The organism is Corticimicrobacter populi (genome assembly GCF_003123725.1).
GTDB lineage: Bacteria > Pseudomonadota > Gammaproteobacteria > Burkholderiales > Burkholderiaceae_B > Corticimicrobacter > Corticimicrobacter populi.
Map to the genome: position 1 here is coordinate 274,036 of NZ_QETA01000002.1, position 23,907 is coordinate 297,942.

Here is a 23,907-nt window from a genome sequence, read left to right on the forward strand (position 1 = left end):
AGGAAAAGGATATGAGTACGACAATTTGGCCGCATCTGGATGAACTGAAAGGCTGGCGCCATGATTTTCACCAGCACCCCGAGACGGCTTTCGAAGAACACCGCACCAGCGCGCGCGTCGCTGAACTGCTGCGCAGCTGGGGGCTGGAAGTGCATGAGGGCCTGGCCGGCACCGGCGTGGTGGCAGTGCTGCGCGGTGCTCGTGGCGAGGGGCCATCCATCGGTCTACGCGCCGATATCGATGCGCTGCATGTGACCGAGCTGAATGCGGTGCCGCATGCTTCGCAGAATCCCGGTCGCATGCATGCCTGCGGACATGATGGTCACACCACCATGCTGCTGGGCGGTGCCCGGGCGCTGGCCTCGAATCCGGATTTTGCCGGTACGGTGCATTTCATCTTCCAGCCTGCCGAGGAAAACGAGGGTGGTGCTCGCGCCATGATCGAGGATGGCCTGTTCAAGCAGTTTCCGATGCAGGCGGTCTACAGCATGCACAACTGGCCCGGTCTGCCGGTCGGGACGGCGGCCGTTCATGCCGGTCCGGTCATGGCGGCGTTCGATGTGTTCAGCCTGACCCTGACGGGCAAGGGCTGCCATGCTGCCATGCCGCATCTGGGCAAGGACACGCTGCTGGCTGCCTGCCAGCTCGTGACCCAGTTGCCGGCGCTGATCAGCCGCGAGCAGGAAGTCCACAAGCCGGCGGTGCTGAGCGTGACCAGCATCAACGGTGGCGATACATTCAATGTGATGCCCGAGCAGATCAAGCTGCGCGGCACGATGCGCTGTTTCGACATGGAGCAGCGTGCCCGCATCGAGCAGCGCTTTCGCGATGCGGTGGTGGCTACGGCCACGCTGCACGGGTTGGAGGTCGAGCTGGATTACCGTGCCAGCTATCCCGCCACCATCAACACCCCTGAGCATGCCGAAGTGTGTGCCGGCGTGCTGGCGGACTTGCTGGGGGCCAACAGCGTGCGTCGCGATCTGCCGCCCAGCATGGCCTCGGAAGACTTTGCCTTCATGTCGCAGGCCTGCCCGGGCGTGTATATCTGGATGGGCAATGGCGAAGACAGCGCCTCGCTGCACAATCCCAAGTACGATTTCAACGACCGGCTGCTGCCGCTGGGCGTGCGTTACTGGGTGGAGCTGACGTTGGGACTGCTGCGCGACGGCAAGCTGCCCAAGGCGTGATGCGCATATGGCGAGGGCCACCTTTCAGCAATACTGAAGGGTGGCCTTCGTTGTCATGCAAACCGGATTTGTTCAGCACTCCACGTAGCTGACGGCCAGGCCACCCTCGGACGTTTCCTTGTACTTGGTCAGCATGTCGCGCCCGGTGTCACGCAGGGTGCGGATGGCCTGATCCAGCGAAATCAGGTGGCGGCCATCGCCATGCAGGGCCATGCGCGCAGCGTTGATGGCCTTGACCGAGGCGATCGCATTGCGTTCGATACAGGGCACTTGCACCAGTCCGCCGACCGGGTCGCAGGTCAGGCCCAGGTTGTGCTCCAGGCCGATTTCTGCCGCATTTTCAACCTGCTGCGGCGTGCCGCCCATCAGTGCGGCCAGTCCTGCCGAGGCCATGGCGCAGGCCACGCCGACTTCTCCCTGGCAACCCACTTCCGCACCCGAGATCGATGCATTGCGCTTGCACAGCGAGCCGACTGCGCCTGCCGTGAGCAGGAAACGGACGATATCGTCGGGCGGGCAGTCTGGGTGATGCCGTACATGGAAGTGCAGCACGGCCGGGATGATGCCGGAGGCACCGTTGGTGGGGGCTGTCACGACCCGACCACCGCTGGCATTTTCCTCGTTGACCGCCAGCGCATACAGATTGACCCAGTCCATCTCGCCGAACAGGGTCGCGTGCCTGCCGTCCTGGCCTGAGCCGGCTTCGGACGCCAGCAGTTTGCGGTACAGGCCCGGTGCGCGTCGTGGTACTTCCAGGCCGCCGGGCAGGATGCCGTCCTTGCGCAGGCCGCGTGCCACGCAGGCCTGCATGACCTGCCAGCGTGCCAGCAGGGCTGCGCGGGTTTCCGCTTCCGGGCGCAGGGCATTTTCGTTGGCCATCATGATCCCGGCGATATCCAGGTCATGCAGTTCGCAGAGCGCCAGCAGTTCGCGTGCGGAGGCAAAGGGGTAGGGAATGTCCGGACCGTCGTCTTCCTGGGCTCCATCATGCAGGCTGTCGGCGTCGGTAATGAAGCCACCGCCGGTCGAGTAATAGGTCTTTTCGAGCAGTACGGCCCCTTCTCCGTAGGCCGTGATGCGCAGCGCATTGGGGTGGTAGGGCAGCGAAACCGGCAGCAGTCGCAGGTCGCGGGACCACTCGAAGGGCACGGCATGTACGCCGCCCAGCGGCAGACCGCCATCCTGGCGCACCGTGTCCAGTGTGGCCTGCATCTGGTCGGGATCGGCGGTGGCGGGATCGAAGCCGCACAGACCGGCCACTACGGCACGGTCGGTGGCGTGGCCGATGCCGGTGGCGCTGAGCGAACCGTAGAGACGGATTTCCAGGCGTCGCACCTGCTCCCTGGCGTGTCCGGCCTGGGTCAGTGCGGACAGGAAAGTCAGACCGGCCAGCATCGGACCGGTGGTGTGCGAACTGGAAGGGCCAAGGCCGATCTTGAAGAGGTCGAGCACGCTGATGAAGGACATTTGAATCTCTGTGGGTGGAAGCGATGCTTCAGTTATTTTGTAGATATGAGGGTATCCTATCGGAAATGCTGCGCGATTCAATGCGTGAATTCTGGATTGGGTTTAGAAATGCTAAACGATAGGCGCGAAATACCAGGGCAGATCCATGCCCGGCTCAAGGTGTTCCTGGTCTGTGGCAGGCTGTTGTCCTTTACCCAGGCCGCGGATGCCTTGCATGTCACGACGGGGGCGGTCAGCCAGCAGATCCGCCAACTGGAAGAATGGCTGGGCTTTCGGTTGTTCCGACGCCTGCCACGCAGCCTGGCGCTGACCGAAGAAGGGCGACGCCTGCTGCCGGTGGTCGAGGCTTCCTATGGCGCGGTCGATCTGGAAATCCACCGACTTGATGGTGGCCATCTCAGCGGGATCGTACGACTGCGGGCCGTGCCTTCCTTTCTGACCAAATGGCTGGTGCCGAGGTTGCCTGATTTCCAGCGGCGCTATCCGCAGATCGAACTGCGGATCGAAGCGGAAGACAGTGCCCAGGCGCTGCTGCCGGGCCTGTTCGATCTGGCGATAGACCTGAATGACGGGGTGTATCCGGGCTTCGAGATTTCGCTGATGATGGAAGAGGATATTTTCCCGGTCTGCGCGCCGGCGTTGCTGGAGCGGGGGCCATCACTCACCGAGCCAGCCGACCTCAGGCATTTTCCGCTGCTGCATGACATGACCGCCTGGCGCGGTAGCCAGCCGTATGCAGAATGGGAGCAGTACCTGCGCCAGATCGGTGCGGCCGATGTGGATGTGCGACGCGGCTATATGTTCAATCGCAATCACCTGACCATTGGTGCTGCCATCGCCGGCATGGGGGTGGCTATTGCGCGGCGCGCGCTGACCACCGACGAACTGGCCAGTGGCGTGCTGGTCGAACCCTTCAATCGCCGGGTGTCGACGGGCAAGCGTTATGGGATTGTGTATCCGTCTGGCGCACTGGATGATCGCCGGATCCGGGCGGTGCATGACTGGTTGCTGCATCAGGCACAGCCGCCTGCAGCGCCTCTATGAAAACCCGCACGCCGGCAGGAACCAGACGGCGACCGGGCATGACCAGCCAGGTCTGGGATGGTGTGGTTTCCCAGTCAGGCAGGATGCGCTGCAGCGCACCCTGGGCCAGTGCGTCCTGGGCATGGTGGCGTCCCAGCAGGACGATGCCCTGGTGGCGCAGGGCCATGTGCAGCAGCAATCGCAGCGAATTGCACTGAAAGCGGGTGGGCGGCAGGCCGCGCCATTGTTCACCGGTTTCCTGGTGCTGCAATGCCCAGGTGCGCGGGCGTCCCGAAGTGGAACTGAGCGCCAGCACCTCATGCTGTTCCAGCATAGCTGGATGATTTGGCATGCCCTGGCGTTGCAGGTAGTCGGCGCTGGCATAGGCCGCCCAGCGATGTGGGAAAAGCGGACGGGCGACCAGACTGGCATCGTCGGGCAGGCTACCGTTGCGGCTGGCACGGATGGCCAGGTCGAACTGTTCGCCGATGATGTCTACCTGCCGGGCCGACAGGTCGAGCTCCAGTCGGATGCCTGGAAATCGCGCCATGAAGTCGGGGAAGAAGGCGGCTGGCAGTGCCTGGTCGGCAAAGTCCGGCGGCATCGAGATCCGCAGTCGTCCGCTTGGCAGGCCGCTGCGCGAGGCGACGTAGCTGTCGATCTGCGCCATGCTGTCGCTCAGGTCTCGGGTGTGCTCCAGCAGGCCTGCGCCGAAGTCGGTCATGGCGAGCTTGCGCGTGCTGCGATGGAACAACCGTTCGCCCAGCCGTGCTTCCAGCGCCGACAGGTGGCGCGATACATACGAGCGCGGCAGTCCGCTCTGCTCTGCCGCACGGCTGAGACTGCCGGTTTCGGCGACCCGCTGGAACAGCAGCAGGTCATTGGCATCAAGGTCGGCTGGATGCATGATGGCTCCTGATTGTTCTGTTTATGGAAATATATTATCCACAAAATCGGATTACGTTCTGTTTTTGGTTGGTATATAGTTGATCCATGCCGTATTGGTATCCGCCAACACATCACACCAAGGAATTTTCAGCATGAGCAGTTCGTTCATCGACACCATCAAGAAGCGCCGCACCCAATACGCGCTGGGCAAGAACCTGCCGCTGTCGCAGCAGGATGCCACTGTCCTGATTCAGGAAGCCGTGCGCCATACGCCGTCGTCCTTCAATTCGCAAAGCTCGCGCGTCGTGATCCTGTTCGGTGCCCAAAGCGACAAGTTCTGGGGCTTCGTCAAGGACGCGCTGCGCAAGATCGTGCCGGCAGATGCCTTCCCCACCACCGAAGCCAAGATCAACAGCTTTGCAGCCGGTGCCGGCACGGTGCTGTTCTATGAAGACCAGGACGTGGTTGCCGGCCTGCAAAAGCAGTTTGCCGCCTATGCCGACAACTTCCCGATCTGGTCCGAGCAGTCGGGCGGCATGGCCCAGTTCGCAGTCTGGAATGCACTGGCAGAAGCCAATATCGGTGCCAGCCTGCAGCATTACAATCCGCTGCCTGATGCTGCGGCCGCTGCCGAGTGGAATATCCCCGCCAGCTGGAAGCTGCGCGCGCAGATGCCCTTCGGTTCGCACGAAGGCGGTTTCGGCGAAAAGAGCTTCATCGACGACGAGCAACGCTTCCGCGTGTTCGCCTGATCGAGGCAGCGGCCTGGCCGCTGCCAGGGCAAGGTGCCTCATATTCGACAGCCCTGCAGGCCTTGTCTGCGGGGCTGTTCTTTTTCTGCGGTGGCGGGCGAGATGAAAAATCTGTTCCACCGATTAAGTGATAACATTAGTTATAACCTGATGGAGATCATCATGAAACTCAAGATCACCGCCGTCGGCAACTCTGCCGGTGTCATCCTGCCCAAAGAACTGCTGACGCGCCTGCGTCTGGAAAAGGGCGATGAACTGTTCGCCATCGAAACCCCCGACGGCATCCGCCTGACTGCCTATGATCCTACGCTGGCGGCACAAATGGCGGTGGCGGAAGAAGTGATGCGCAAGCGCAAGGCATTGCTGCACAAACTGGCCCAGTAAGGTCGAGGGAGGCAGTCATGATTATCTGGATAAGCAAGGCACTGGCCTTGGCAATTCATGACCGGCAGCTTGCCGAACATGGCGGGGTGGCGGGCGTGCGTGATGAAAACCTGCTGGATTCTGCGCTGGCGCGTCCGCAGCAGCGATATGCTTATGGCAATCCCCCTCCGGACCTGGCCGAACTGGCTGCCAGCCTTGCCTTCGGCATGGCGTGCAATCATCCATTTGCCGATGGCAACAAACGTACCGCAGCAGTGATATGTGAAGTTTTCATCGAGTTGAATGGTGGTTTGCTACAGGCAGATGACCTGGAGCTTTATCCGCAATATATTGGGCTGGCCGATGGTACGTTGACCGAGGCTGACGTTGCTGGATGGCTGAGGGTCAGGATTGTGGCTGCAGCAGGCGACCGTCTGCATGAGCCTTCTGCTTTGTATGGCTCCGACCAGATGTAAATCGATGTTGCTGCCGTATAATCGCCCTTACCTTGCCTGGCTCCGATAGCAGGCTGCAGCCATGTACCCGCATTGCCCCCGGCGTGCGGATGACCCGATGACCTGGCTTGTCGCGAGGCCTGATGCAAACAGGACGCGACGGCTTTTTTCGCTGGATCTGCGTTGAAACCTTCCCCTAACTTGCTTGCCTGCGTAGCCGACGACATGAAGGCGATGGATGCCGTCATTCGTGCCCGGCTTGATTCCCATGTAGTGCTGATTCGCACGATTGCCGACTACATCATCGGCGCGGGCGGCAAGCGCATGCGTCCGGCCATGCTGCTGATGGTGGCGCGGGCGCTGGGTTACAAGGGGGATCATCATCACCTGCTGGCTGCCGTGGTCGAGTTCATTCACACCGCCACGCTGCTGCATGATGACGTGGTCGATGAGTCTGACCTGCGTCGCGGGCGCGATACCGCCAATGCAGTGTTCGGCAACGCCGCCAGCGTGCTGGTGGGCGATTATCTGTATTCCCGCTCGTTCGAGATGATGGTGCAGGCCGACTCGATGCGCGTCATGGCCATCCTCTCCGGTGCCACGACGGTCATCGCCGAGGGCGAGGTGCTGCAGTTGCTCAATGTGCATGATCCGGACGTGACCGAAGCGCGCTACATGGAAGTGGTGCGCTACAAGACTGCCAAACTGTTCGAGGCGGCCGCCCAGGTCGGTGCGGTGCTGGCGGGGGCCACCCCCGAACAGGAAGAGGCAGCCGCGGCCTACGGCCGCCATATCGGCACTGCCTTCCAACTGGTGGACGATATTCTTGATTACAGCGGTGATGCCGGTGCACTGGGTAAGAACGTGGGCGATGACCTGCGCGAAGGCAAGCCCACGCTGCCACTGATCCGCATCATGGAAACCGGCACACCGGAACAGCAAGAACTGGTGCGTGAGGCCATTCGTACCGGTGAGGCAGACTTCGATCTGATCGCCCGCACGATCCATGCTTCGGATGCACTTGAGCATGCCCGCAAGGCGGCTCTGGCTGAAGCGGAAACGGCGCGTCGCGCGCTCGATTTTTTCCCCGCTTCCATTTTCAAGGATTCTCTGTTAAACTTTTGCGCTTTCGCAGTGGAAAGAGATCGGTAGGCAAAAAAAGCTCTAAAACAGCTTTTCGCGACTGGTTTCTGAAGCCCGCGACGGGGTGTAGCTCAGCCTGGTAGAGTACTACGTTCGGGACGTAGGAGTCGGAGGTTCGAATCCTCTCACCCCGACCAGGATATGAAAAAGTCAGACTAGGAAACTAGTCTGACTTTTTTGCATTGAGGCCCCTGGCGTGTCCAGGCAAAAAAATCGTCTGAGGATGTCCTCATGATTATCCGGCCGCGGCTGCATTGGCTGCGAATGCTGTTTGTCTTGCGTGGCTCGGTATTGTCGGCCATTGCGCCGCAATTGATTGCGACGACCCTATTTGCGGTACTGGTGACCTTTATCCACGGGCAGGTGCTGGACTGGAAGGTTTCCCTCAACTTTGTGCCGTTTTCCCTGATCGGTGTGACACTGGCCATTTTTCTGGGGTTTCGCAACAGCACCAGTTATGCCCGCTATTGGGAAGCCCGCTCCCTGTGGGGGCAGGTGCTCAACGATACGCGGTCACTGGTACGCCAGGCGTTGTCGCTCAATACCCGTCCCGAGCATGCCAAGGCATTGGTCAACGATCTCAGCGTGTTTGTGCATACGCTCAAGCATCAGTTGCGGGGGACGGATGCCATGCCGGATGTGCGCCTGTTCCTGTCGCCGCCAGAAGCCGAGAGGGTGGGCAAGGCGATCTACAAGCCGGCCATCGCGCTGCTGATGGCGAGCGAATGGCTGCGGGACCGCTTGCGTGCCGGTGAGGTGGCCGTGCCGCTGGCACCGGCTTTTGAGTCTACCCTTGGGCAATTGAGTACGGCGCTGGGTGGGTGTGAACGGATTGCCGGGACGCCGATCCCCTTTACCTACTCGGTGCTGATTCACCGGTGCATCTATCTCTATTGTTTCTGGCTGCCGTTTGGTCTGCAGGATGCCATCGGGCTCATGACCCCCGTGATTGTCTGCTTCATTGCGTATACCTTTTTCGCGCTGGAGGCATTGGGCGCAGAGATCGAAGATCCGTTTGGCCTGGAAGCCAATGACCTCGCCCTGGACGCGATGTCACACACAATCGAGGCCACCCTGTTCGAAATGATTGGCGAACAGCCTCGTACCCGGCAACCGGTTGCCAAGGGCTATGTTTTGAACTGAGGCGTGCGGCTAACTTTGATGTGCGGATGACTTGCCTTTCAGCAGTGCCTGCACGACCAGCACGCCAATAAATACGATGGACAGCAGCAGCACGATGGTGGCGGCAGGCGCACTGTCCAGGAAAAAGCTCAGGTAGACGCCGGCCACCGAGGCCGATACGGCTACGCCGGTCGCTACCAGCAGCATGCGACCAAAGCTGCGTGTCAGCAGGAAGGCAATCGCCCCCGGTGCGATCAGCAGGGCAATGGACAGGACCAGCCCGACCGCCTTGAGGGCACCGACGACCGACAGCGATACCGCCGCCAGCAGGCCGTAGTGCAGCAGGCCGGTCCGCAGCCCCGTAGTACGTGCCTGCATGGGATCGAAGGTGTGCAGCAGCAGGTCGCGCCACTTGAGGATGATCCATAGACTGATCACGCCGGCGATGGCACCGCTTTCCCGGATATCTCGGCCAGTGATGCCCAGTAGGTCGCCGAACAGGATATGGTCCAGATGGACATCACTGCGGATCCAGACATACAGCAACAGGCCCAGCGCAAACATGCCGGAAAACACCACGCCCATGACGGTATCCTGCTTGACTCTGCTGTTGGCCTGCAGGTATCCGGTGCCCAGGGCGCAGCACATACCGGCCACAAAGGCTCCGACGGCATAGGGCAGGCCCAGCATGTAGGCCAGCACCACGCCGGGAAAAACCGCATGCGAGATGGCATCGCCCAGCAGCGCCCAGCCCTTGAGCACCAGATAGCAGGACAGCAGCGCGGCCGGGACCGCCACGATGGCGGCGATCAGCAGGGCCGAGCGCATGAAGTCGAATTGCAGCGGTGCAAACATCATGTCCAGGATCATCATGGCGTGGCCTGGCCTCCTGCCTGGGTATCGCAGGCAGCCAGTGGCTGTGAAGCCAGCCGGGCGCGACGCCGGACGGCGATCAGGCCATGGCGGGGTGCCCAGAAAAAGGCCGCCAGGAACAGCAGCGTCTGCAGCAAAACGATGATAGCCCCGGTGGCCCCATCAATGTAGTAGCTGGCGTAGACACCCACAAAGCTGGACAGGCTGCCGATGGCCACGGCCAGTGCGACCACGCGCCCGAATCGGTCGCTGAGCAGATAGGCTGTGGCACCCGGTGTGACGATCAAGGCAATCACCAGAAAGGCTCCTACGGTCTGCATTGCGGCCACGGCGCAGGCCGACAGCAGGGCAAAGAACAGGATCTTGAGCGTGGTGACTGGCAGGCCGCAACTGCGAGCATGGGTCTCATCGAAAAAAACCAGCAGGAAGTCTTTCCACTTGAGCAGCAGCACCAGCAGGGTGATGCCGCCGATCAGGGCCAGTTGCAGCGTGTCGCCCGGCGTGACGGCCAGGATATTGCCCAGCACGATGGTCTGGATGTTGATGCTGGCGGGCGACAGGGAAATCATGAACAGCCCCAGCCCGAAGAAGGTCGTGAAGATCAGACCGATGATGACATCTTCCTTGAGCCGAGTGTGCTGGTTGAGGAAGACCATGGCACCGGCTGCCAGCCCCCCCGCGAAAAAGGCACCCGCCGAGAAGGGCAGGCTCAGCATGTAGGCACCGGCCACGCCGGGCACGATGGAATGCGACAGCGCATCGCCGATCAGCGACCAGCCCTTGAGCATCAGGAAGCACGACAGAAAGGCGCAGACGCCGCCGATCAGCGCCGCGCTCCACATGGCGTTGACCATGTAGGCGTAGCCGAATGGCTCGGCCAGGTATTGCCACAGGGGCAGGGTGGCACTCATGTGCGTGGCTCCTGCGGACCAGGGGCCGGGTCGCGTACTGAAAAGCGGCCATCGAGCAGTACCAGGGGCCGCTCGTCGTCGGTCATGATGCCGACGGCCATGCCTTCTGCGGCATGTTCCTGCGGCAGGTCGAAGTGACGCAGCACGCCGCCGAAGGTGCGTTCAAGATTGGCGCGGGTAAAGATCTCGCCCGTGGGGCCACAGGCCAGCACCGTACCCTTGACCAGGACCGTACGGTCACAGAATTCCGGCACGCTGCCCAGATTGTGGGTCGAGACCAGCATGACCCGGCCTTCGTCGCGCAGGGTGCGCAGCAGGCCGATGATGGCATCCTCGGTCTTTACATCGACCCCGGTGAAGGGCTCATCTAGCAGGATGACGCGGGCATCCTGGGCCAGAGCCCGGGCCAGGAACACGCGCTTTTTCTGACCACCCGACAGTTCGCCGATCTGGCGCGTGCGCAGTTCCAGCATGCCGACGCGCTGCAACGCCTGCTCGACTGCATCGCGGTCGGCGCGGCGTGGAATGCGCATGAAGCCCATGTGGCCGTAGCGGCCCATCATGACGACATCCTCGACCAGTACCGGAAAATTCCAGTCCACTTCCTCGCTCTGCGGCACATAGGCCACCAGGTTGCGGCGCATGGCCTCCTGTACCGACAGGCCCAGGATGCGGATCTCGCCACGCCCCAGCCGCAGCAGGCCCATGATGGACTTGAACAGTGTGGATTTGCCACTGCCATTGATGCCGACCAGGGCCGTGATGCTGCCCTGCGGGGTATCGAATGAGGCGTCCCGCAGCGCCGTGTGGCCGTTGCGATAGGTCACGGTGACATGGCGCACATCCAGGCCTGCGGCTTGTGCCTGTGTGCCTGCCGCAGTCGGGGAAGTGGCCAGGCTCATCGAGAGAGTCCCTGGGCGATGGTGTCGGACGTGACGCGCAGCAGGTCAAGGTAGGTCGGGACAGGGCCGGACGGTTCGCTGAGCGAGTCCACGTAGAGGACGCCGCCATATTGGGCTCCGGTTTCACGGGCGACCTGCCGGGCAGGGGCGTCGGAGATAGTGCTTTCGCTGAACACGGCGGGAATATGGTGCGCGCGCACGGCATCGATCACGCGGCGTACCTGCTGTGGCGTGCCTTGCTGGTCGGCATTGATGGGCCACAGGTAGAGCTCCTGCAGACCGAAATCCCGTGCCAGGTAACTGAAAGCGCCTTCGCTGGTGACCAGCCAGCGCTTTTCTTCCGGCAGCGCAGCCAGCTCGGCCTGGACGGGCGCGATGGCATCGCGGATCTGCTGCTTGTAGGCCTCGGCATTGGCGCGGTAGGTATCGGCATGGTCAGGGTCGTGGCTGACCAGGGCATCGCGGATGTTGTCGACATAGATCAGCGCCGAGGTGGGCGACATCCAGCCATGTGGATTGGGCTTGCCGCTGTAGGGGCCTTCGCCGATGCCGATCGGTTCGATGCCGTCGGATACCACGGCGCTGGGCACGTTCTTGAGGCGCGAGAAAAATTTCTCGAACCACAGTTCCAGGTTCAGGCCATTCCAGAGGATCAGTTGCGCCCCCTGGGCACGCACGAGGTCGCCGGGCGTGGGCTGGTATTCGTGGATTTCGGCACCAGGGCGGGTGATCGATTCGACGATGGCCGCATCGCCGGCCACGTTGCGGGCCATGTCGGCAATTACGGTGAAGGTCGTCACGACCTTGAACTTGTCCTGTTCCTGCTGGGCCTGTGCCGTACTCCAGGGCATACTGGCCAGTCCAACGGCAGCGAGTGCGCAGGCCAGCATATGTGTCAGCCGCTGGCCGAGTCGGCCAGTCCGGATGGGCGTGCGTGGGGTGTGCTGCAGCGTGGACAGGGGCATGTCTACCTCATCAAGAATGAATTTCATTTTCTAATATAGCTAGTGCTATATATTTTGTATAGCAATTGATTGACTTTTGTCCATTATTTTTTTCTAAGAGTACGTTAGGCAATTAAAAGTTATCGTGCCTTTTGACGGAAATCCCTGCCTGCATCCCGACAAATGTCCGCTTTTAGCCGAGAGATGGGGGATAATTGGACAGCCTCACCCGTATGGCATTGCTACGCATGACAGATACTTTTCCTTCCCGGCGCACGGCCGCCCGTTTGCTGAATCCCACATTGCAGGTGGCGGGGTTCCAGCAGGTACGCGAGGCGCACCGGCTCGAAATCATCGAAGACTATGTCGAACTGATCTCCGACCTGCTGCACAGCGCAGGCCAGGCTCGCCAGGTCGAGATTGCCGAACGGCTGGGCGTGGCGCAGCCGACGGTGGCCAAAATGCTCAAGCGACTGGAGGTGGAAGGCTATGTGGTGTTGCGCCCCTACCAAGGTACGCTGCTGACCGAAAAGGGCGAGGCCATGGCACAGTACAGTCGCCAGCGGCACCAACTGGTCGAGGCGTTTCTGCTGGCACTGGGCGTGGACGAAGACACGGCACGACGGGACGCCGAGGGCATGGAGCACCATGTCAGCGAGGCGACGCTGGCGGCGTTCCGCCACTATCTGGATGTCTGTCAGTCAAGGGGCGAATGATGGGTCGCTGCAGGTTTTACACGGGAGTGCGTGATGTATTACGGTGAGCGTTTCAATGCCTGGACACATCTGGCCGGCGCAGTACTGGCCGTGGCCGGGGTGTCTTGGCTGCTGGTCATGGCGGGCCTGACCGGTGATCCCTGGCGTATCGTGGGCGTGTCGATCTACGGTGCCACGCTGATCCTGCTGTACCTGATTTCCACGCTGTATCACAGCGTGCGCGGGCGCGCCAAGAATGTGTTTCGCAAGCTGGACCATTTTTCGATCTATCTGCTGATTGCCGGTAGCTATACGCCGTTCTGCCTGGTGACCCTGCGTGGCCCCTGGGGCTGGAGCCTGTTCGGCGTGGTGTGGGGACTGGCGTTGATCGGCATCCTGCAGGATATCAAGCCGCGTTCGCCGGCGCGCATCCTGTCCATCGTGATCTATGCCGTCATGGGCTGGGTCGTGCTGCTGGCGCTCGGGCCGCTGACCTTGGGGCTGGGCAAGGCCGGTTTTGCCTGGCTGGCGGCGGGTGGCGCGATCTATACCGCCGGTATCGTATTTTTCGTTTTTGATGAGCGCTATCGACATTGGCACGGCATCTGGCATCTGTTTGTGCTGGCCGGCAGTGCGGCGCACTTCCTGGCGATCGCCGGCTACGTGGTCATGTGATCGATGCGGCACTGACGTGTAGTGCGTGCAGATCCGGCCATCTCTTCGGGATAAAATATCAACTATCATATTTCGATAGCTGTTTTTAAAACCAGGAGTTAGCCATGTCATTCAGTGCACAGCCGCATCGCGTCGTGATCGTCGGCGGTGGCGTGGCCGGGCTCGAGGTGGCCAGTACGCTGGGCCGGCTGGCGCGGGGCCGGCGGCGCTTCGAGGTCACGTTGGTTGATCGTGATTCGGCGCATATCTGGAAGCCGATGCTGCATACCATCGCCGCAGGCACCAGCGATATCTCCCAACAGCAGACCACCTACGTGGCCCAGGCGCGGGCTGCCGGCTTCACCTATCAGCCGGGTGAAGTGGCGGGGCTGGACCGGACTGCCCACGCATTGCTGCTGGCTGCGCTGTATGCGCCGGATGGCCGCCTGCTGATTCCGGCCCGGCGGCTTGCCTACGATACGCTGGTCATGTCCATCGGCAGTCGCGCCAACGACTTCGGCACGCCCGGTGTGGCAGAGCATTGCTTCAAGATCGATTCGCGCCTGCAGGCCGATGCATTCAACCAGGAAATCCGCCTGCGCACGCTGCAGTGCCTCTCGCAGGGGGGCATGCTGTCAGTGGGTATCGTGGGTGGTGGGGCGACGGGAGTCGAACTGGCTGCCGAGCTGGTACAACTGGTCGAGAGTTCGGTCGCGTATGGGGCGCATGGCCTGGCAGAGCGTATGAAAATCACGCTGATCGAGAGCGGCCCCAGGTTGCTGGCCGCATTTCCGGAGGATATTTCGGCTGCCACCCAGGCGCGCCTGGAAGCGCTGGGTATCCGTGTGCTGACCAATGCCCGTGTCAGCCAGGCGGATGAGGCCGGCTATGTTCTTGCCGATGGCAGTCGCATCGATGCCACGCTCAAGGTCTGGGCTGCCGGGGTCAAGGCGGCCGATGTGCTGGCGAACCTGGACGGCCTGGAGGTCAACCGGGCCAATCAACTGGTGGTGCGTCCCTCGCTGCAGACGACCCTGGATCCGCATGTGTTTGCCATGGGAGACTGCGCCAGTTGTACGCCGGAAGGGGCTGCGCAGCCTCTGCCGCCCACAGCCCAGGTGGCGCACCAGCAGGCCCGGCACCTGATCCGCTACCTGCCCGACATGATCCTGTCAGGGCGGTCGGTGCCTGCGTTCGCCTATCGGGACATGGGGGCGCTGGTCTCGCTGGGTGCCTACGATGCCTATGGGTCGCTGGGGCAGTATGGCCTGTTCAAGGGCGTGACCTTTCGGGGACGGCTGGCACAGCTCAGCCATACGATGCTGTATCGCAGTCACCAGGCACGCTTGCATGGATTCTGGCGCGGCAGTCTGCTGTGGCTGGTCGATTGCCTCAACAGGCGCTTGCGCGCCACGATCCGGCTGGACTGATCAGCCCTGCGTGTTGGCGTTGCGGCGGCTTTCCAGCAGATAGACCAGGTGGGCCTGCACTTCTGGCCACTCGCCGCGCAGCAGGCTGTACATGACCGTATCCCGGATGGTGCCGTCGCGACGTCGCGCATGATGCCGGATCACGCCGTCGCGGCGTGCGCCGAGCCGCTCGATGGCCCGCTGACTGGCGAAGTTGTAGTTGTCCGTGCGCCAGCCGACGACATCGGCCTCCAGCGTGTCGAAGGCATGGCGCAGCAGCAGCAGCTTGCACGTCGTATTGACGTGGCTGCGCTGCACGCTGCGGGCATACCAGGTGTAGCCGATCTCGAGCCGCCGGATATCAGCCACGATGTCGTGGTAGCTGCTGCTGCCCAGCACCTGCCCGCTGGCATCGTCGATCACGGCAAAGGCAAAGCGCGTGCCTTGCTCGCGTTGCAGCAATGCCGTTTCGATATAGGTGCGTGTATCCTCGGGGCGCGGCACCGAAGTGACGCGCAGGTTCCAGAGTTCGCCATCGGCGGCCGCCTGTCGCAGGCCCGTTTCGTGGGCCAGTGACAGCGGTTCCAGGTGCAGGCCGTTCATGGCCAGGGTGATGGGTTGGACCCAGTGCGTCATGGTGTGTCCCCGTGGCGGCATCAGCCAGTGTTGCGCAGACCGGCGGCGATGCCGTTGATGGTCAGGTGGATTGCACGCTGCAGGCGCTCGTTGGCGACGGCATTGGCCTGGCTGCGCTGTTGCTGGCCGGCCCGGAAACGGCGCAGCACTTCGACCTGCAGGTAGTTGAGCGGATCGATGTAGGCAAAGCGCTCCTGCAGCGAGGCCACCAGTTGCGGATTGTCGGCCAGCAGTTCGCGCTGGTTGATTTCCTGCAGGATTTCGCGGGTGAGCGCGTACTCGGTGCGGATGCGCTCGAAAATATTCTTGCGCAGTTTGGCATCGGGTACCAGTTCGGCGTAGCGCGCCGCAATGTGCAGATCGACCTTGGAGAGCACCATTTCCATGTTGGACAGGGTGGTGTTGAAGAACGGCCATTCCGCCGCCATTGTGCGCAATTGCGCCAGGCGGGCGCTGCGGCTGCGCGGCTGGCCGCTGGTGCCATTTTCAAGGTAATCATGCAGGGCCGATCCCACGCCGAACCAGCCCGGCAGCAGCAGGCGGCACTGTGCCCACGAAAACCCCCAGGGAATGGCCCGCAGGTCATTGATGGTCGGGTTTTTCTTGCGCGAGGCCGGGCGCGATCCGATGTTCAGGCCGGAGATCTCCTGGATCGGTGTGGCATTGAAGAAATACCGCTCGAAGCCGTCCGTTTCGTAGACCAGTCCGCGATAGCTGCGCATGGCCTGAGCCGACAGGTGCGCCATCAGCGGGCCGTAGGTACCCAGGCAGGTGTCGTCGGCCTGGTGGCTGCTGCCGTCCTGTCCCGACAGCGAGGCTTCGAGCGTGGCCGAAACCAGCAGATCGAGGTGGCTGCGGCCGACTTCGGCATCTTTGTACTTGCTCTGGATGACTTCGCCCTGCTCGGTCAGGCGCATCTGGCCATCGACGGTGCCCGGTGGCTGCGCCAGGATGGCCTCGTAGGTGGAACCACCGCCGCGCCCCACCGTGCCGCCCCGGCCGTGGAACAGGCGCAGCCGCAGGCGGCGTGCCTTGAACACGTCGATCAGGGCATGTTCGGCCTGATACAGTGACCAGTTCGAGGTCAGGTAGCCGCCGTCCTTGTTGCTGTCGGAATAGCCGAGCATGACTTCCTGGACGCCTGACTGGGCTTTGCGTACCCGTGCCTTGACCTCGGGGTAGTCGAGCCACTGTGCCATGATGGCCGGGCCGTTTTCCAGATCGGGAATGGTCTCGAACAGGGGAACGACCATCAGGCCGTCGCCGGGTTCGATGGGCAGGTCGGGATGCGACAGCAGGCCGGCTTCCTGCTGCAGCACCATGACTTCGAGCAGATCGCTGACGCTTTCGGTATGGGAGACGATGGTCTGGCGCACGGCCAGCTTGCCATAGCGGCTGCGGACCTCGGCGGCGGCACGCAGGATTTCCAGTTCGCGGGCGGTTTCCTCGCTGTAGGCCAGCCAGGGCGAGGACAGCGGCCGTGCCTGCGCAAGCTCGCTGCGCAGCAGCCGGATGCGGTCGTCCTCACCCAGTTCCTGATAGCGGACCGGCTTGCCGTCGAGTGTGACGCTGGCCCGGCTGAACAGCTCGTCGAGCACGCGCTCGTGTACGTCGGAACTCTGGCGCAGGTCAACGGTCGCCAGGTGAAAACCGAAGGTGGCGACGGCATGTTGCAGCAGGTTCAGGCGCAGCCGCGCCACTGGCGTGGCGTGATGTGTCACCAGCGAGTCGGCCACGGTGCGCAGGTCGGCGGCCAGTTCGTCGGGATCGACATAGGGTTCGGCCTGGGCAGTCTTGCGGCGGGCCAGTGGCTGACCAGTCAGGTTTTGCGCCGTGGCGGCCACGCGTGCGTAGATCTGGATCAGGGCGCGGCGATAGGGTTCGTCTTCGCGGTGTGGCGAGGTGTCCACGCTGGCGTCGGACAGGGCCATCAGGTCCGGCGAGGCGTCGATCAGCAGGGTCGACATCGACAGCTCGGTCCCCAGCAGGTAGAACTCCTTGAGGTAATACTCGAACAGGACCGTAGCCTGGCGCAGCAGGGCATGGCGCAGGGTGCCGGCATCGACATTGGGATTGCCGTCGCGGTCGCCGCCGATCCAGCTGCCCATGCGCAGAAAGGCCGCGACGGGCTTGGGTAGCGGGCCGAATGGTGAGCCGGCGTCCTTGTCCAGCAGTCGCGACAGGTCGCGATACAGGCGCGGGATGGCATGCAGGAAGGTGCTGCGGTAGTACGACAGGGCATTGTCGATTTCATCGCCGACCGTCAGGCGCGAATAACGCAGCATGCGGGTCTGCCAGAGCGTGGCGATATAGCCCGTGAGGGCTTCGTCGGATGCACGCTGCTCATCGGGCGTCAGTGGCAGGTCGCGCTGCGCCAGGGCTTGCGCGATGTGGCGATGCAGGTCGAGCGTGCTCTTGCGCTGCACTTCGGTCGGGTGTGCCGTCAGTACCGGCACCAGGCAGGCCTGTTCCAGCGACTTGCGGATCTTGCCGGCACCGATACCCTGGTCACGCAGCTTGCCGATCACATGGCGCAGGCTGCCGGGCAGGGGGCCGTCGCCGGACAGTTGCGTCTGGCGCTGGCTGATTTTCTGGTTGTGGTCTTCGGCAATGTTGTAGAGATGCAGGAAATAGCTGAACGCGCGGGCCACGGCATTGGCACCGGGGGCCTTCAGCGCCTTGACCTTCTGCTCCAGCAGGGCGGCATCTTCCTGCTGGCTGGTGCGGCGCAACTGGACGGCGGTGCGGCGCAGCGTCTCGATGGTCTGGTAGACCGCCTTGCCTTCGCAGGCCTGGATCACTTCGCCCAGGGTCCGGCCCAGCAGGCGGATGTCGTCGCGCAGTGCCGAGTCGATCTGGGGGGCGGGGAGATAGCGTGTTTGCTCGTTCATGGTTCAGTCCAGGTGCTGCAGCAGATGGTTCCAGAAAGCCTGCCGGGCCGGCAGGGTCGAGACGAGAATGTGCTCATGCAGGGTGTGCGCGCCATCGCCGTCGGCACCCAGGCCATCGAGGGTCGGCACGCCGAGCGCAGCGGTGAAGTTGGCATCGCTGCCGCCGCCGGTGGGCGGCGCTTCTTCCAGCTCGAAACCGGCTGCGCGGGCCGAGTCCTGGGCGCGACGCAGCAGCGCAGCGGTGGCTTCGGTGCGGTCCATGGGCGGGCGATTGAGTTTGAACTCGACCTTGAGCGCGACATCCGGATCGACGGGACGCAGTGCTTCGACCTGTGCCTTGAGCCAGGTTGCGCCAGCCGCATCGGGTACGCGGAAATCCACCTCGACCTGGCAGTGCTCGGGCACCACGTTGGAAGTGGTGCCGCCGCTGATCATGCCCACGCTGACCGTGATGCCGCGTGCATAGTCGGTCATCGCCTCCAGCGCCAGGATCTGGTGGGCCATTTCCTTGATGGCATTGCGTCCCTTGTCGTGCTGGACGCCGGCGTGGGCAGGGCGACCATGGGTAGTGACCCATATGAAGCCGGTGCCCTTGCGGGCGGTCACGCAGCGGCCGCCGTCGGCCCGCGCCGGCTCGCAGACCAGCGCGTAGCGCGCGCGGCGGGCGAAGTCTTCGATGTGCGGGCGGGAGGCGGTACTGCCGGTTTCCTCGTCGGGCACGATCACCATGTCGATGGGCAGCGCACTGCTGCCGGCCTGTGCGACCGTGCCCAGTGCCGACAGGGCCAGCCAGGTGCCGGCCTTCATGTCGTAGGTGCCGGGACCGTAGAAATGGTCGCCCTCGATGCGGCAGGGATTCTGCTGCAGCGTGCCGACGGGATGTACGGTGTCGTAGTGCGCCAGCACCATGATGCCGGCACGGCTGTCACCCGGTGCGCGGTTGTGGATGTGGATCAGCGGGCCGGCTTCGGTGCCGATGTCACGCAATTCGGCCTGCAGGCCGAGGGCGCGGGCATCGGCCACGATCAGGCTGGCCATGCCGTTCAGCGCTTCCAGTGACTGGGAGGGGGATTCGCATTCGGTCCAGCGCCGGATGTGGGCGAGTATGTCGAGAGCAGTGGTATGGGTCATGGTGATCAAGGATAGTAGAAAATCGGTGCCGTGGCGCTCAGGAATACGGTGGCTGCGATGCAGGTGGCCGCCACCGGAGCAGACTCACGGAGTAGGGTGTTTGGGCGTGGTCGGCCAGCGGCGGAACATCAGCCAGTACAGTCCGGCCCCGATCAGCAGGGTCGCCGCCGCAGCACCCAGCGCCAGGTCGAAGCCGCGCGCGAGATCGCCGGTGTGTTCGACCAGGGCTGCCGCCAGTGGCGGCCCGGCGATCTGACCGATGCCGTACAGGGCGGTGATCAGGGCCAGCAGGCTGGCAGTCTGGCCCGGTCGCAGGCGGCGGACTTCCTGCAGCGCGAAAAAAGTGATGGAGGTGAACGGCAGGCCGAGCAGGATGCTGCTCAGGACGAACCCCGGCAGGGTCTGCCAGAAAATCGACAGCAGCACACCCGCAGCCTGGAGCAGATAGTTGACCAGCAGTGCCAGCCGATTATCGAGCGTGCGGGGTGCCTGGGTCGCCAGCAAGGCACCCACGGAAACCGAAATGCCGAAAATCGGCCAGAACATGTCGAGCCAGGGTGATGGCGGCAACACCGTCCGGGCGATGACCGGCAGGAAGGTCGCGCTGATGATGTAGCCAAACCCGGCCAGTCCGTAGGCCACTGCCAGCAGGCCGATTTCCAGCGTGCCCCCCGTGTTGTCTTCTGGCGGTACAGTAGGCGGGGTCGATGGTGCCGCCGATTCGGTAGGTGAAGATGCCGAGAGGCTGGCGGGGGGACAGACAGCATTGGGCATGGGTGAGTCGAGCGTGCGCCAGACGGCCAGTGTCAGCAGCAGTGCCAGGATACCGAACGCGATCCAGGCACTGCTGGCCAGCCAGTGCTGCTGCACCATGCCCATGACGGCCAGGCCACTGAGCGCGATGCCGGCACCGGGGCCGGCAAAGATCATGCTGCCCAGGTGGGTGGACTGGCGTTGTGCCAACTGTGCCATGACCCAGCCCGAGGTGAAAACGAAGACCACGGCACTGGCGATCCCGGACAGAAAACGCCAGGTCGGCCAGGCATCCGGCCAGGGCAGGGCCATGGCCAGCGTCAGGGCCACGGTGGCGGCCAGACCCGTGTGTACCAGCCGCGCGGGTGGCCATGCAGCACCTCGCCAATAACGTTGCCAGAAGGGACTGGCGGCACAGAGCAGCGCACCCAGCAGATAGCCGATGTAGTTGGCGGTCGCCAGCCAACTACCGGTTGGCAGGTCCAGCGTACCGTCGTGCAGCATCATCGGCAGCACCGGCGTAAAGGCGAAGCGACCGATCCCCATGGCGATGGAGAGCGACAGCAGGCCGGTCAGGGCGATCAGCAGGGACGAGGGCAGGCGAGGGGAGGACACAGCAGAATCGGAGTCTGGGCAATGTGGCAGGATAAAGCGCCCGGCCTGGGGAAACAAGGCCTCGTAGAGAAGATACACCCTAAATTCAGCAAAGGGGAATGTGGAGGCTGCGGCTCAGCAGGGCAATGATGAATGTGCCGTGATCTCGCTCCATGTCATTCGCTCGACATCTTGGTCTGGCATAGTATGATTAAATGTAACCATACCTATTTTCGAAGGTGATGCCATGACACGCCCCGCCGCTTCCCAGACTGCCCGCCGTCCCGTCATCGACGATCCCGATGATCTGGAACGCCGCCTGCATCTCGACCTGATCGACAGCTACGACGAAGAGTTCGAAATGGAACTCGAGGATCGTTACATCGGCGAGGATGGCAAGCCGCTGGCCATCGATTCATTGCAGGCGCAGATCGACCGTCGTGTCTATTTTCAGGAACTGTTCCGGTTGCAGGGCGAGCTGGTCAAGCTGCAGGACTGGGTGGTCAATACCGGCCACAAGGTCGTGATTATTTTCGAGGGGCGCGATGCGGCCGGCAAGGGCGGCGTGATCAAGCGCATCACCCAGCGACTCAATCCCCGTGTCTGCCGCGTGGCGGCCTTGCCGGCACCCAATGACCGCGAGCGTACGCAGTGGTATTTCCAGCGTTACGTGTCGCATCTGCCGGCGGCCGGCGAAATGGTGCTGTTCGACCGTAGCTGGTATAACCGCGCCGGGGTCGAGCGAGTCATGGGATTCTGCTCTGATGATGAATACGAGGAATTTTTCCGCTCCGTGCCGGAGTTCGAGCGCATGTTGGTGCGCTCGGGTGTTCAGGTCATCAAGTACTGGTTCTCGATCACCGACGAGGAGCAGCACCTGCGCTTCCTGGCGCGTATCCATGATCCGCTCAAGCAGTGGAAGCTCAGCCCGATGGATCTGGAGTCGCGGCGTCGCTGGGAGGATTACACCCGTGCCAAGGAAGTGATGCTGGAGCGTACTCATATCCCCGAGGCACCATGGTGGGTGGTGCAGGCGGTGGACAAGAAAAAGGCTCGCCTCAATTGCATTGCGCACTTGCTGGAACAGATGCCCTACCATGAAGTGGAGCGTGCGCCGGTCGTGCTGCCCGAGCGCGAGCGCCACGGAGACTATACCCGCCATCGGGTACCGGAAAATATCCTGGTGCCGGAACGCTACTGATGTGAACCTGGCAGTGAGCCGCAGCGCGTGATCTGAGCGGCAGATGGCTCAGGTCACCGGCGTCATGACGGCCTTGCGGTATGCGGGCCGTTCACACAGTCGCGCATACCAGGCATCCAGGTGCTGCAAGGCTGGCCTTTCCACAGGCAGCGACAGCCACAGGTAGGCCAGGGTGCCGAGCGGAATATCCGCGATGCCCATGTGTTGACCTGATAGAAAGGGTGATGTCGCCAGCGCATTGTCAGCGATGGTCATCAGTCGGGCGCATTCTTTTGCTCCGCTTTCAATGGCAGCATGGTCGCGTTGCTCGGGGGCGATACGCACCAGATTCCAGAACATGCCGCGAAATGGCACGGCGAATGACAGCGAGGTCCAGTCCATCCATTTGTCGGCGCGGGCCCAGGCGCGCACGTCGGCTGCTGGCGAGAAGGGGGCGGCACCATATTGGCGGGCCAGATAGCGCACGATGGCATTCGACTCCCACAATACCAAGTCACCGTCCTCAAGGCAGGGTATCCGACCGTTGGGATTGAGCATCCGATACTCGGGGGTGTCGGTGAGACCAAACTCGCCACCGGCAGGAATATGGTCGTAGTCCAGCCCCAGTTCTTCTGCGCACCAGAGTACCTTGCGGACATTGCTTGAATTGATGCGACCCCAGATTTTCATGCCTGTTCTCCTTGCCAATGAAACCGCTATGCTACTCCGGTCGCCTGGCATCGAAAACATGTTGGTGCCGGAGCGGTACTGATACCGCCCGGCATGCCGCTCAATCCAGCGCGCGCAGCATCTTCTTCCAGAAATCCAGCCGTGCCGGCAGCGTCGAGACCAGGATGTGCTCCCACAGCGTGTGGGCACCGTCGCCGTCGGCACCCAGACCATCTAGCGTGGGCAGGCCCAGCGCGGCGGTGAAGTTGGCATCGCTGCCGCCACCGGTCATCGGTGCCTCTTCCAGGTCGAAGCCTGCTGCGCGCGCATATTCCTGGGCACGCGCCAGCAGTGCGGCCGTGCCTTCGGTACGCGGCATGGGCGGGCGGTTGAGGATGAACTCGACGTTCAGTTTCACGTCCGGATCGACGGCCTTCATCTGCTCCACTCTGGCACGCAGGATGTCGCCGGCTTCGGGGTCGGGAATGCGGAAATCGGTCTCGATGCGGCAGTGCTCGGGCACCACGTTGGAGGTGGTGCCGCCTTCGATCACGCCGACGCTGACCGTGATGCCGCGCTCGTAGTCGGTCATGGCCTGCAGCGCCAGGATCTGGTGGGCCATTTCCTGGATGGCGTTGCGGCCCTTCTGGTGCTGCACGCCGGCATGGGCCGGCCGGCCCTGGGTGCTGACATAGATGAAGCCGGTGCCCTTGCGGGCGGTCACGCAGCGGCCGCCATCGGCACGCGCCGGTTCGCAGACCAGCACATAACGGGCCTGGCGGGCAAAGTCCTCGATATGGGCGCGCGATGCGTGGCTGCCGACTTCCTCGTCGGGCACGATCACGAAATCGATGGGCAGGGCGCTGCTGCCGGGCTGCGCCAGCGTGCCCAGGGCGGTCAGTGCCAGCCAGGTGCCGGCCTTCATGTCGTAGGTGCCGGGGCCGTAGAAGCGGTCTTCCTCGATGCGGCAGGGATTCTTTTCCAGCGTGCCGACCGGATGCACGGTGTCATAGTGCGCCAGGATCATGATGCCGGGTCGGTCATCGCCTGCGGCGCGGTTGTGGATGTGCAGCAGTGGACCCGTCTCCGTGCCGATGTCGCGGGCGGTGGTCTGCAGGCCCATGTTGCGGGCATCGGTCAGCAGCATGTCGGCCATCTGCAGCAGGGCGGCGCGGTCGTGCGAGGGGGATTCGCACTCGATCCAGCGGCGAATGCCGGCGACGATGGCGGAGGCGGTGTCGGAATGGGTGTCAGGCATGGTCTGT

General features: G+C 62.9%; 22 protein-coding genes, 1 tRNA gene and 1 pseudogene. 12 read left to right on the forward strand and 12 right to left on the reverse strand.

Annotated features, from left to right (window positions below; all coding sequences use genetic code 11):
- Positions 1-11 precede the first annotated feature (11 nt).
- The gene (locus DD235_RS06540; RefSeq protein WP_109061260.1) at positions 12-1,187 is read left to right on the forward strand and encodes a M20 aminoacylase family protein; all 1,176 of its coding nucleotides are present in this window, start codon (positions 12-14) and stop codon (positions 1,185-1,187) included.
- Positions 1,188-1,259: 72 nt separating this feature from the next.
- On the opposite strand, the gene DD235_RS06545 is transcribed toward DD235_RS06540, so the two are convergent.
- A complete protein-coding gene (locus DD235_RS06545) occupies positions 1,260-2,654 on the reverse strand; it encodes an L-serine ammonia-lyase (RefSeq protein ID WP_109061261.1) in 1,395 nt (464 codons plus the stop codon).
- A gap of 108 nt (positions 2,655-2,762) precedes the next feature.
- Between DD235_RS06545 and DD235_RS17005 the strand changes: the two genes are divergently transcribed.
- On the forward strand, positions 2,763-3,698 hold the full coding sequence (locus DD235_RS17005) for a LysR substrate-binding domain-containing protein (RefSeq protein ID WP_109061262.1): 936 nt from the start codon (positions 2,763-2,765) through the stop codon (positions 3,696-3,698).
- 37 nt (positions 3,699-3,735) lie between these two features.
- On the opposite strand, the pseudogene DD235_RS06555 reads toward DD235_RS17005, so the two are convergent.
- Positions 3,736-4,584, reverse strand: a pseudogene (locus tag DD235_RS06555) (LysR family transcriptional regulator); the annotation flags it as partial.
- 133 nt (positions 4,585-4,717) lie between these two features.
- On the opposite strand from DD235_RS06555, the gene DD235_RS06560 reads away from it, so the two are divergent.
- From DD235_RS06560 to DD235_RS06585, 6 genes are all read left to right on the forward strand, one after another.
- Positions 4,718-5,317 carry a nitroreductase family protein gene (locus DD235_RS06560; protein WP_109061264.1) on the forward strand — a complete coding sequence of 200 codons (600 nt, stop codon included), beginning with the start codon at positions 4,718-4,720 and terminating at the stop codon, positions 5,315-5,317.
- Between the two features lie 162 nt (positions 5,318-5,479).
- Entirely contained in the window at positions 5,480-5,701 is a 222-nt protein-coding gene (locus DD235_RS06565; RefSeq protein WP_109061265.1) for an AbrB/MazE/SpoVT family DNA-binding domain-containing protein, read from the forward strand.
- 17 nt (positions 5,702-5,718) lie between these two features.
- A complete protein-coding gene (locus DD235_RS06570; RefSeq protein WP_109061266.1) occupies positions 5,719-6,156 on the forward strand; it encodes a type II toxin-antitoxin system death-on-curing family toxin in 438 nt (145 codons plus the stop codon).
- 204 nt (positions 6,157-6,360) lie between these two features.
- Complete coding sequence (locus tag DD235_RS06575) at positions 6,361-7,287, forward strand: polyprenyl synthetase family protein (protein ID WP_109061267.1); 927 nt, start codon at positions 6,361-6,363, stop codon at positions 7,285-7,287.
- 51 nt (positions 7,288-7,338) lie between these two features.
- Positions 7,339-7,415, forward strand: a tRNA-Pro gene (locus tag DD235_RS06580).
- 94 nt (positions 7,416-7,509) lie between these two features.
- Complete coding sequence (locus DD235_RS06585; RefSeq protein WP_109061268.1) at positions 7,510-8,421, forward strand: bestrophin family protein; 912 nt, start codon at positions 7,510-7,512, stop codon at positions 8,419-8,421.
- 9 nt (positions 8,422-8,430) lie between these two features.
- Here DD235_RS06585 and DD235_RS06590 read toward each other — a convergent pair whose 3' ends face one another.
- The 4 genes from DD235_RS06590 to DD235_RS06605 are packed head-to-tail and all read right to left on the reverse strand — an operon-like array spanning position 8,431 to position 12,078.
- On the reverse strand, positions 8,431-9,273 hold the full coding sequence (locus tag DD235_RS06590; RefSeq protein WP_109061269.1) for a metal ABC transporter permease: 843 nt from the start codon (positions 9,271-9,273) through the stop codon (positions 8,431-8,433).
- Positions 9,270-10,184, reverse strand: coding sequence for a metal ABC transporter permease (locus DD235_RS06595; RefSeq protein ID WP_146193449.1), 915 nt, complete (start codon positions 10,182-10,184; stop codon positions 9,270-9,272). The genes DD235_RS06590 and DD235_RS06595 overlap by 4 nt, the downstream gene beginning before the upstream one ends.
- Positions 10,181-11,086, reverse strand: coding sequence for a manganese/iron ABC transporter ATP-binding protein (locus DD235_RS06600; protein ID WP_109061270.1), 906 nt, complete (start codon positions 11,084-11,086; stop codon positions 10,181-10,183). The genes DD235_RS06595 and DD235_RS06600 overlap by 4 nt, the downstream gene beginning before the upstream one ends.
- Positions 11,083-12,078, reverse strand: a complete 996-nt coding sequence (locus DD235_RS06605) for a metal ABC transporter substrate-binding protein (protein ID WP_275667542.1) — start codon at positions 12,076-12,078, stop codon at positions 11,083-11,085. The genes DD235_RS06600 and DD235_RS06605 overlap by 4 nt, the downstream gene beginning before the upstream one ends.
- Positions 12,079-12,278: 200 nt before the next feature.
- Here DD235_RS06605 and mntR point away from each other — a divergent pair, with 200 nt between their 5' ends.
- From mntR to DD235_RS06620, 3 genes are all read left to right on the forward strand, one after another.
- Positions 12,279-12,746 (forward strand): manganese-binding transcriptional regulator MntR, encoded by a 468-nt coding sequence (mntR, locus tag DD235_RS06610; RefSeq protein ID WP_109061271.1) that lies wholly within the window; start codon positions 12,279-12,281, stop codon positions 12,744-12,746.
- Positions 12,747-12,779: 33 nt separating this feature from the next.
- Entirely contained in the window at positions 12,780-13,400 is a 621-nt protein-coding gene (trhA, locus tag DD235_RS06615) for a PAQR family membrane homeostasis protein TrhA (protein WP_109061272.1), read from the forward strand.
- 104 nt (positions 13,401-13,504) lie between these two features.
- Positions 13,505-14,809 (forward strand): NAD(P)/FAD-dependent oxidoreductase, encoded by a 1,305-nt coding sequence (locus DD235_RS06620; RefSeq protein ID WP_109061273.1) that lies wholly within the window; start codon positions 13,505-13,507, stop codon positions 14,807-14,809.
- On the opposite strand, the gene DD235_RS06625 is transcribed toward DD235_RS06620, so the two are convergent.
- From DD235_RS06625 to DD235_RS06640, 4 genes are all read right to left on the reverse strand, one after another.
- Positions 14,810-15,424 (reverse strand): GNAT family N-acetyltransferase, encoded by a 615-nt coding sequence (locus DD235_RS06625; RefSeq protein ID WP_109061507.1) that lies wholly within the window; start codon positions 15,422-15,424, stop codon positions 14,810-14,812. It abuts the gene before it with no gap.
- A 20-nt stretch (positions 15,425-15,444) separates the two neighbouring features.
- The gene (gene ppc / locus DD235_RS06630) at positions 15,445-18,315 is read right to left on the reverse strand and encodes a phosphoenolpyruvate carboxylase (RefSeq protein ID WP_109061274.1); all 2,871 of its coding nucleotides are present in this window, start codon (positions 18,313-18,315) and stop codon (positions 15,445-15,447) included.
- A gap of 3 nt (positions 18,316-18,318) precedes the next feature.
- Positions 18,319-19,452, reverse strand: a complete 1,134-nt coding sequence (locus DD235_RS06635) for a M20 family metallopeptidase (protein ID WP_420810452.1) — start codon at positions 19,450-19,452, stop codon at positions 18,319-18,321.
- A gap of 78 nt (positions 19,453-19,530) precedes the next feature.
- Entirely contained in the window at positions 19,531-20,814 is a 1,284-nt protein-coding gene (locus tag DD235_RS06640) for a YbfB/YjiJ family MFS transporter (protein ID WP_239990063.1), read from the reverse strand.
- 226 nt (positions 20,815-21,040) lie between these two features.
- Here DD235_RS06640 and ppk2 point away from each other — a divergent pair, with 226 nt between their 5' ends.
- Positions 21,041-21,994, forward strand: coding sequence for a polyphosphate kinase 2 (gene ppk2 / locus DD235_RS06645; RefSeq protein WP_109061276.1), 954 nt, complete (start codon positions 21,041-21,043; stop codon positions 21,992-21,994).
- A gap of 48 nt (positions 21,995-22,042) precedes the next feature.
- Here the strand turns inward: ppk2 and DD235_RS06650 are convergent, their stop codons facing one another.
- Together DD235_RS06650 and DD235_RS06655 are read right to left on the reverse strand one after the other, a co-directional pair.
- Positions 22,043-22,663 carry a glutathione S-transferase family protein gene (locus DD235_RS06650; protein ID WP_109061277.1) on the reverse strand — a complete coding sequence of 207 codons (621 nt, stop codon included), beginning with the start codon at positions 22,661-22,663 and terminating at the stop codon, positions 22,043-22,045.
- A gap of 100 nt (positions 22,664-22,763) precedes the next feature.
- Positions 22,764-23,900, reverse strand: coding sequence for a M20 family metallopeptidase (locus tag DD235_RS06655; protein ID WP_109061278.1), 1,137 nt, complete (start codon positions 23,898-23,900; stop codon positions 22,764-22,766).
- Positions 23,901-23,907: the final 7 nt, after the last annotated feature.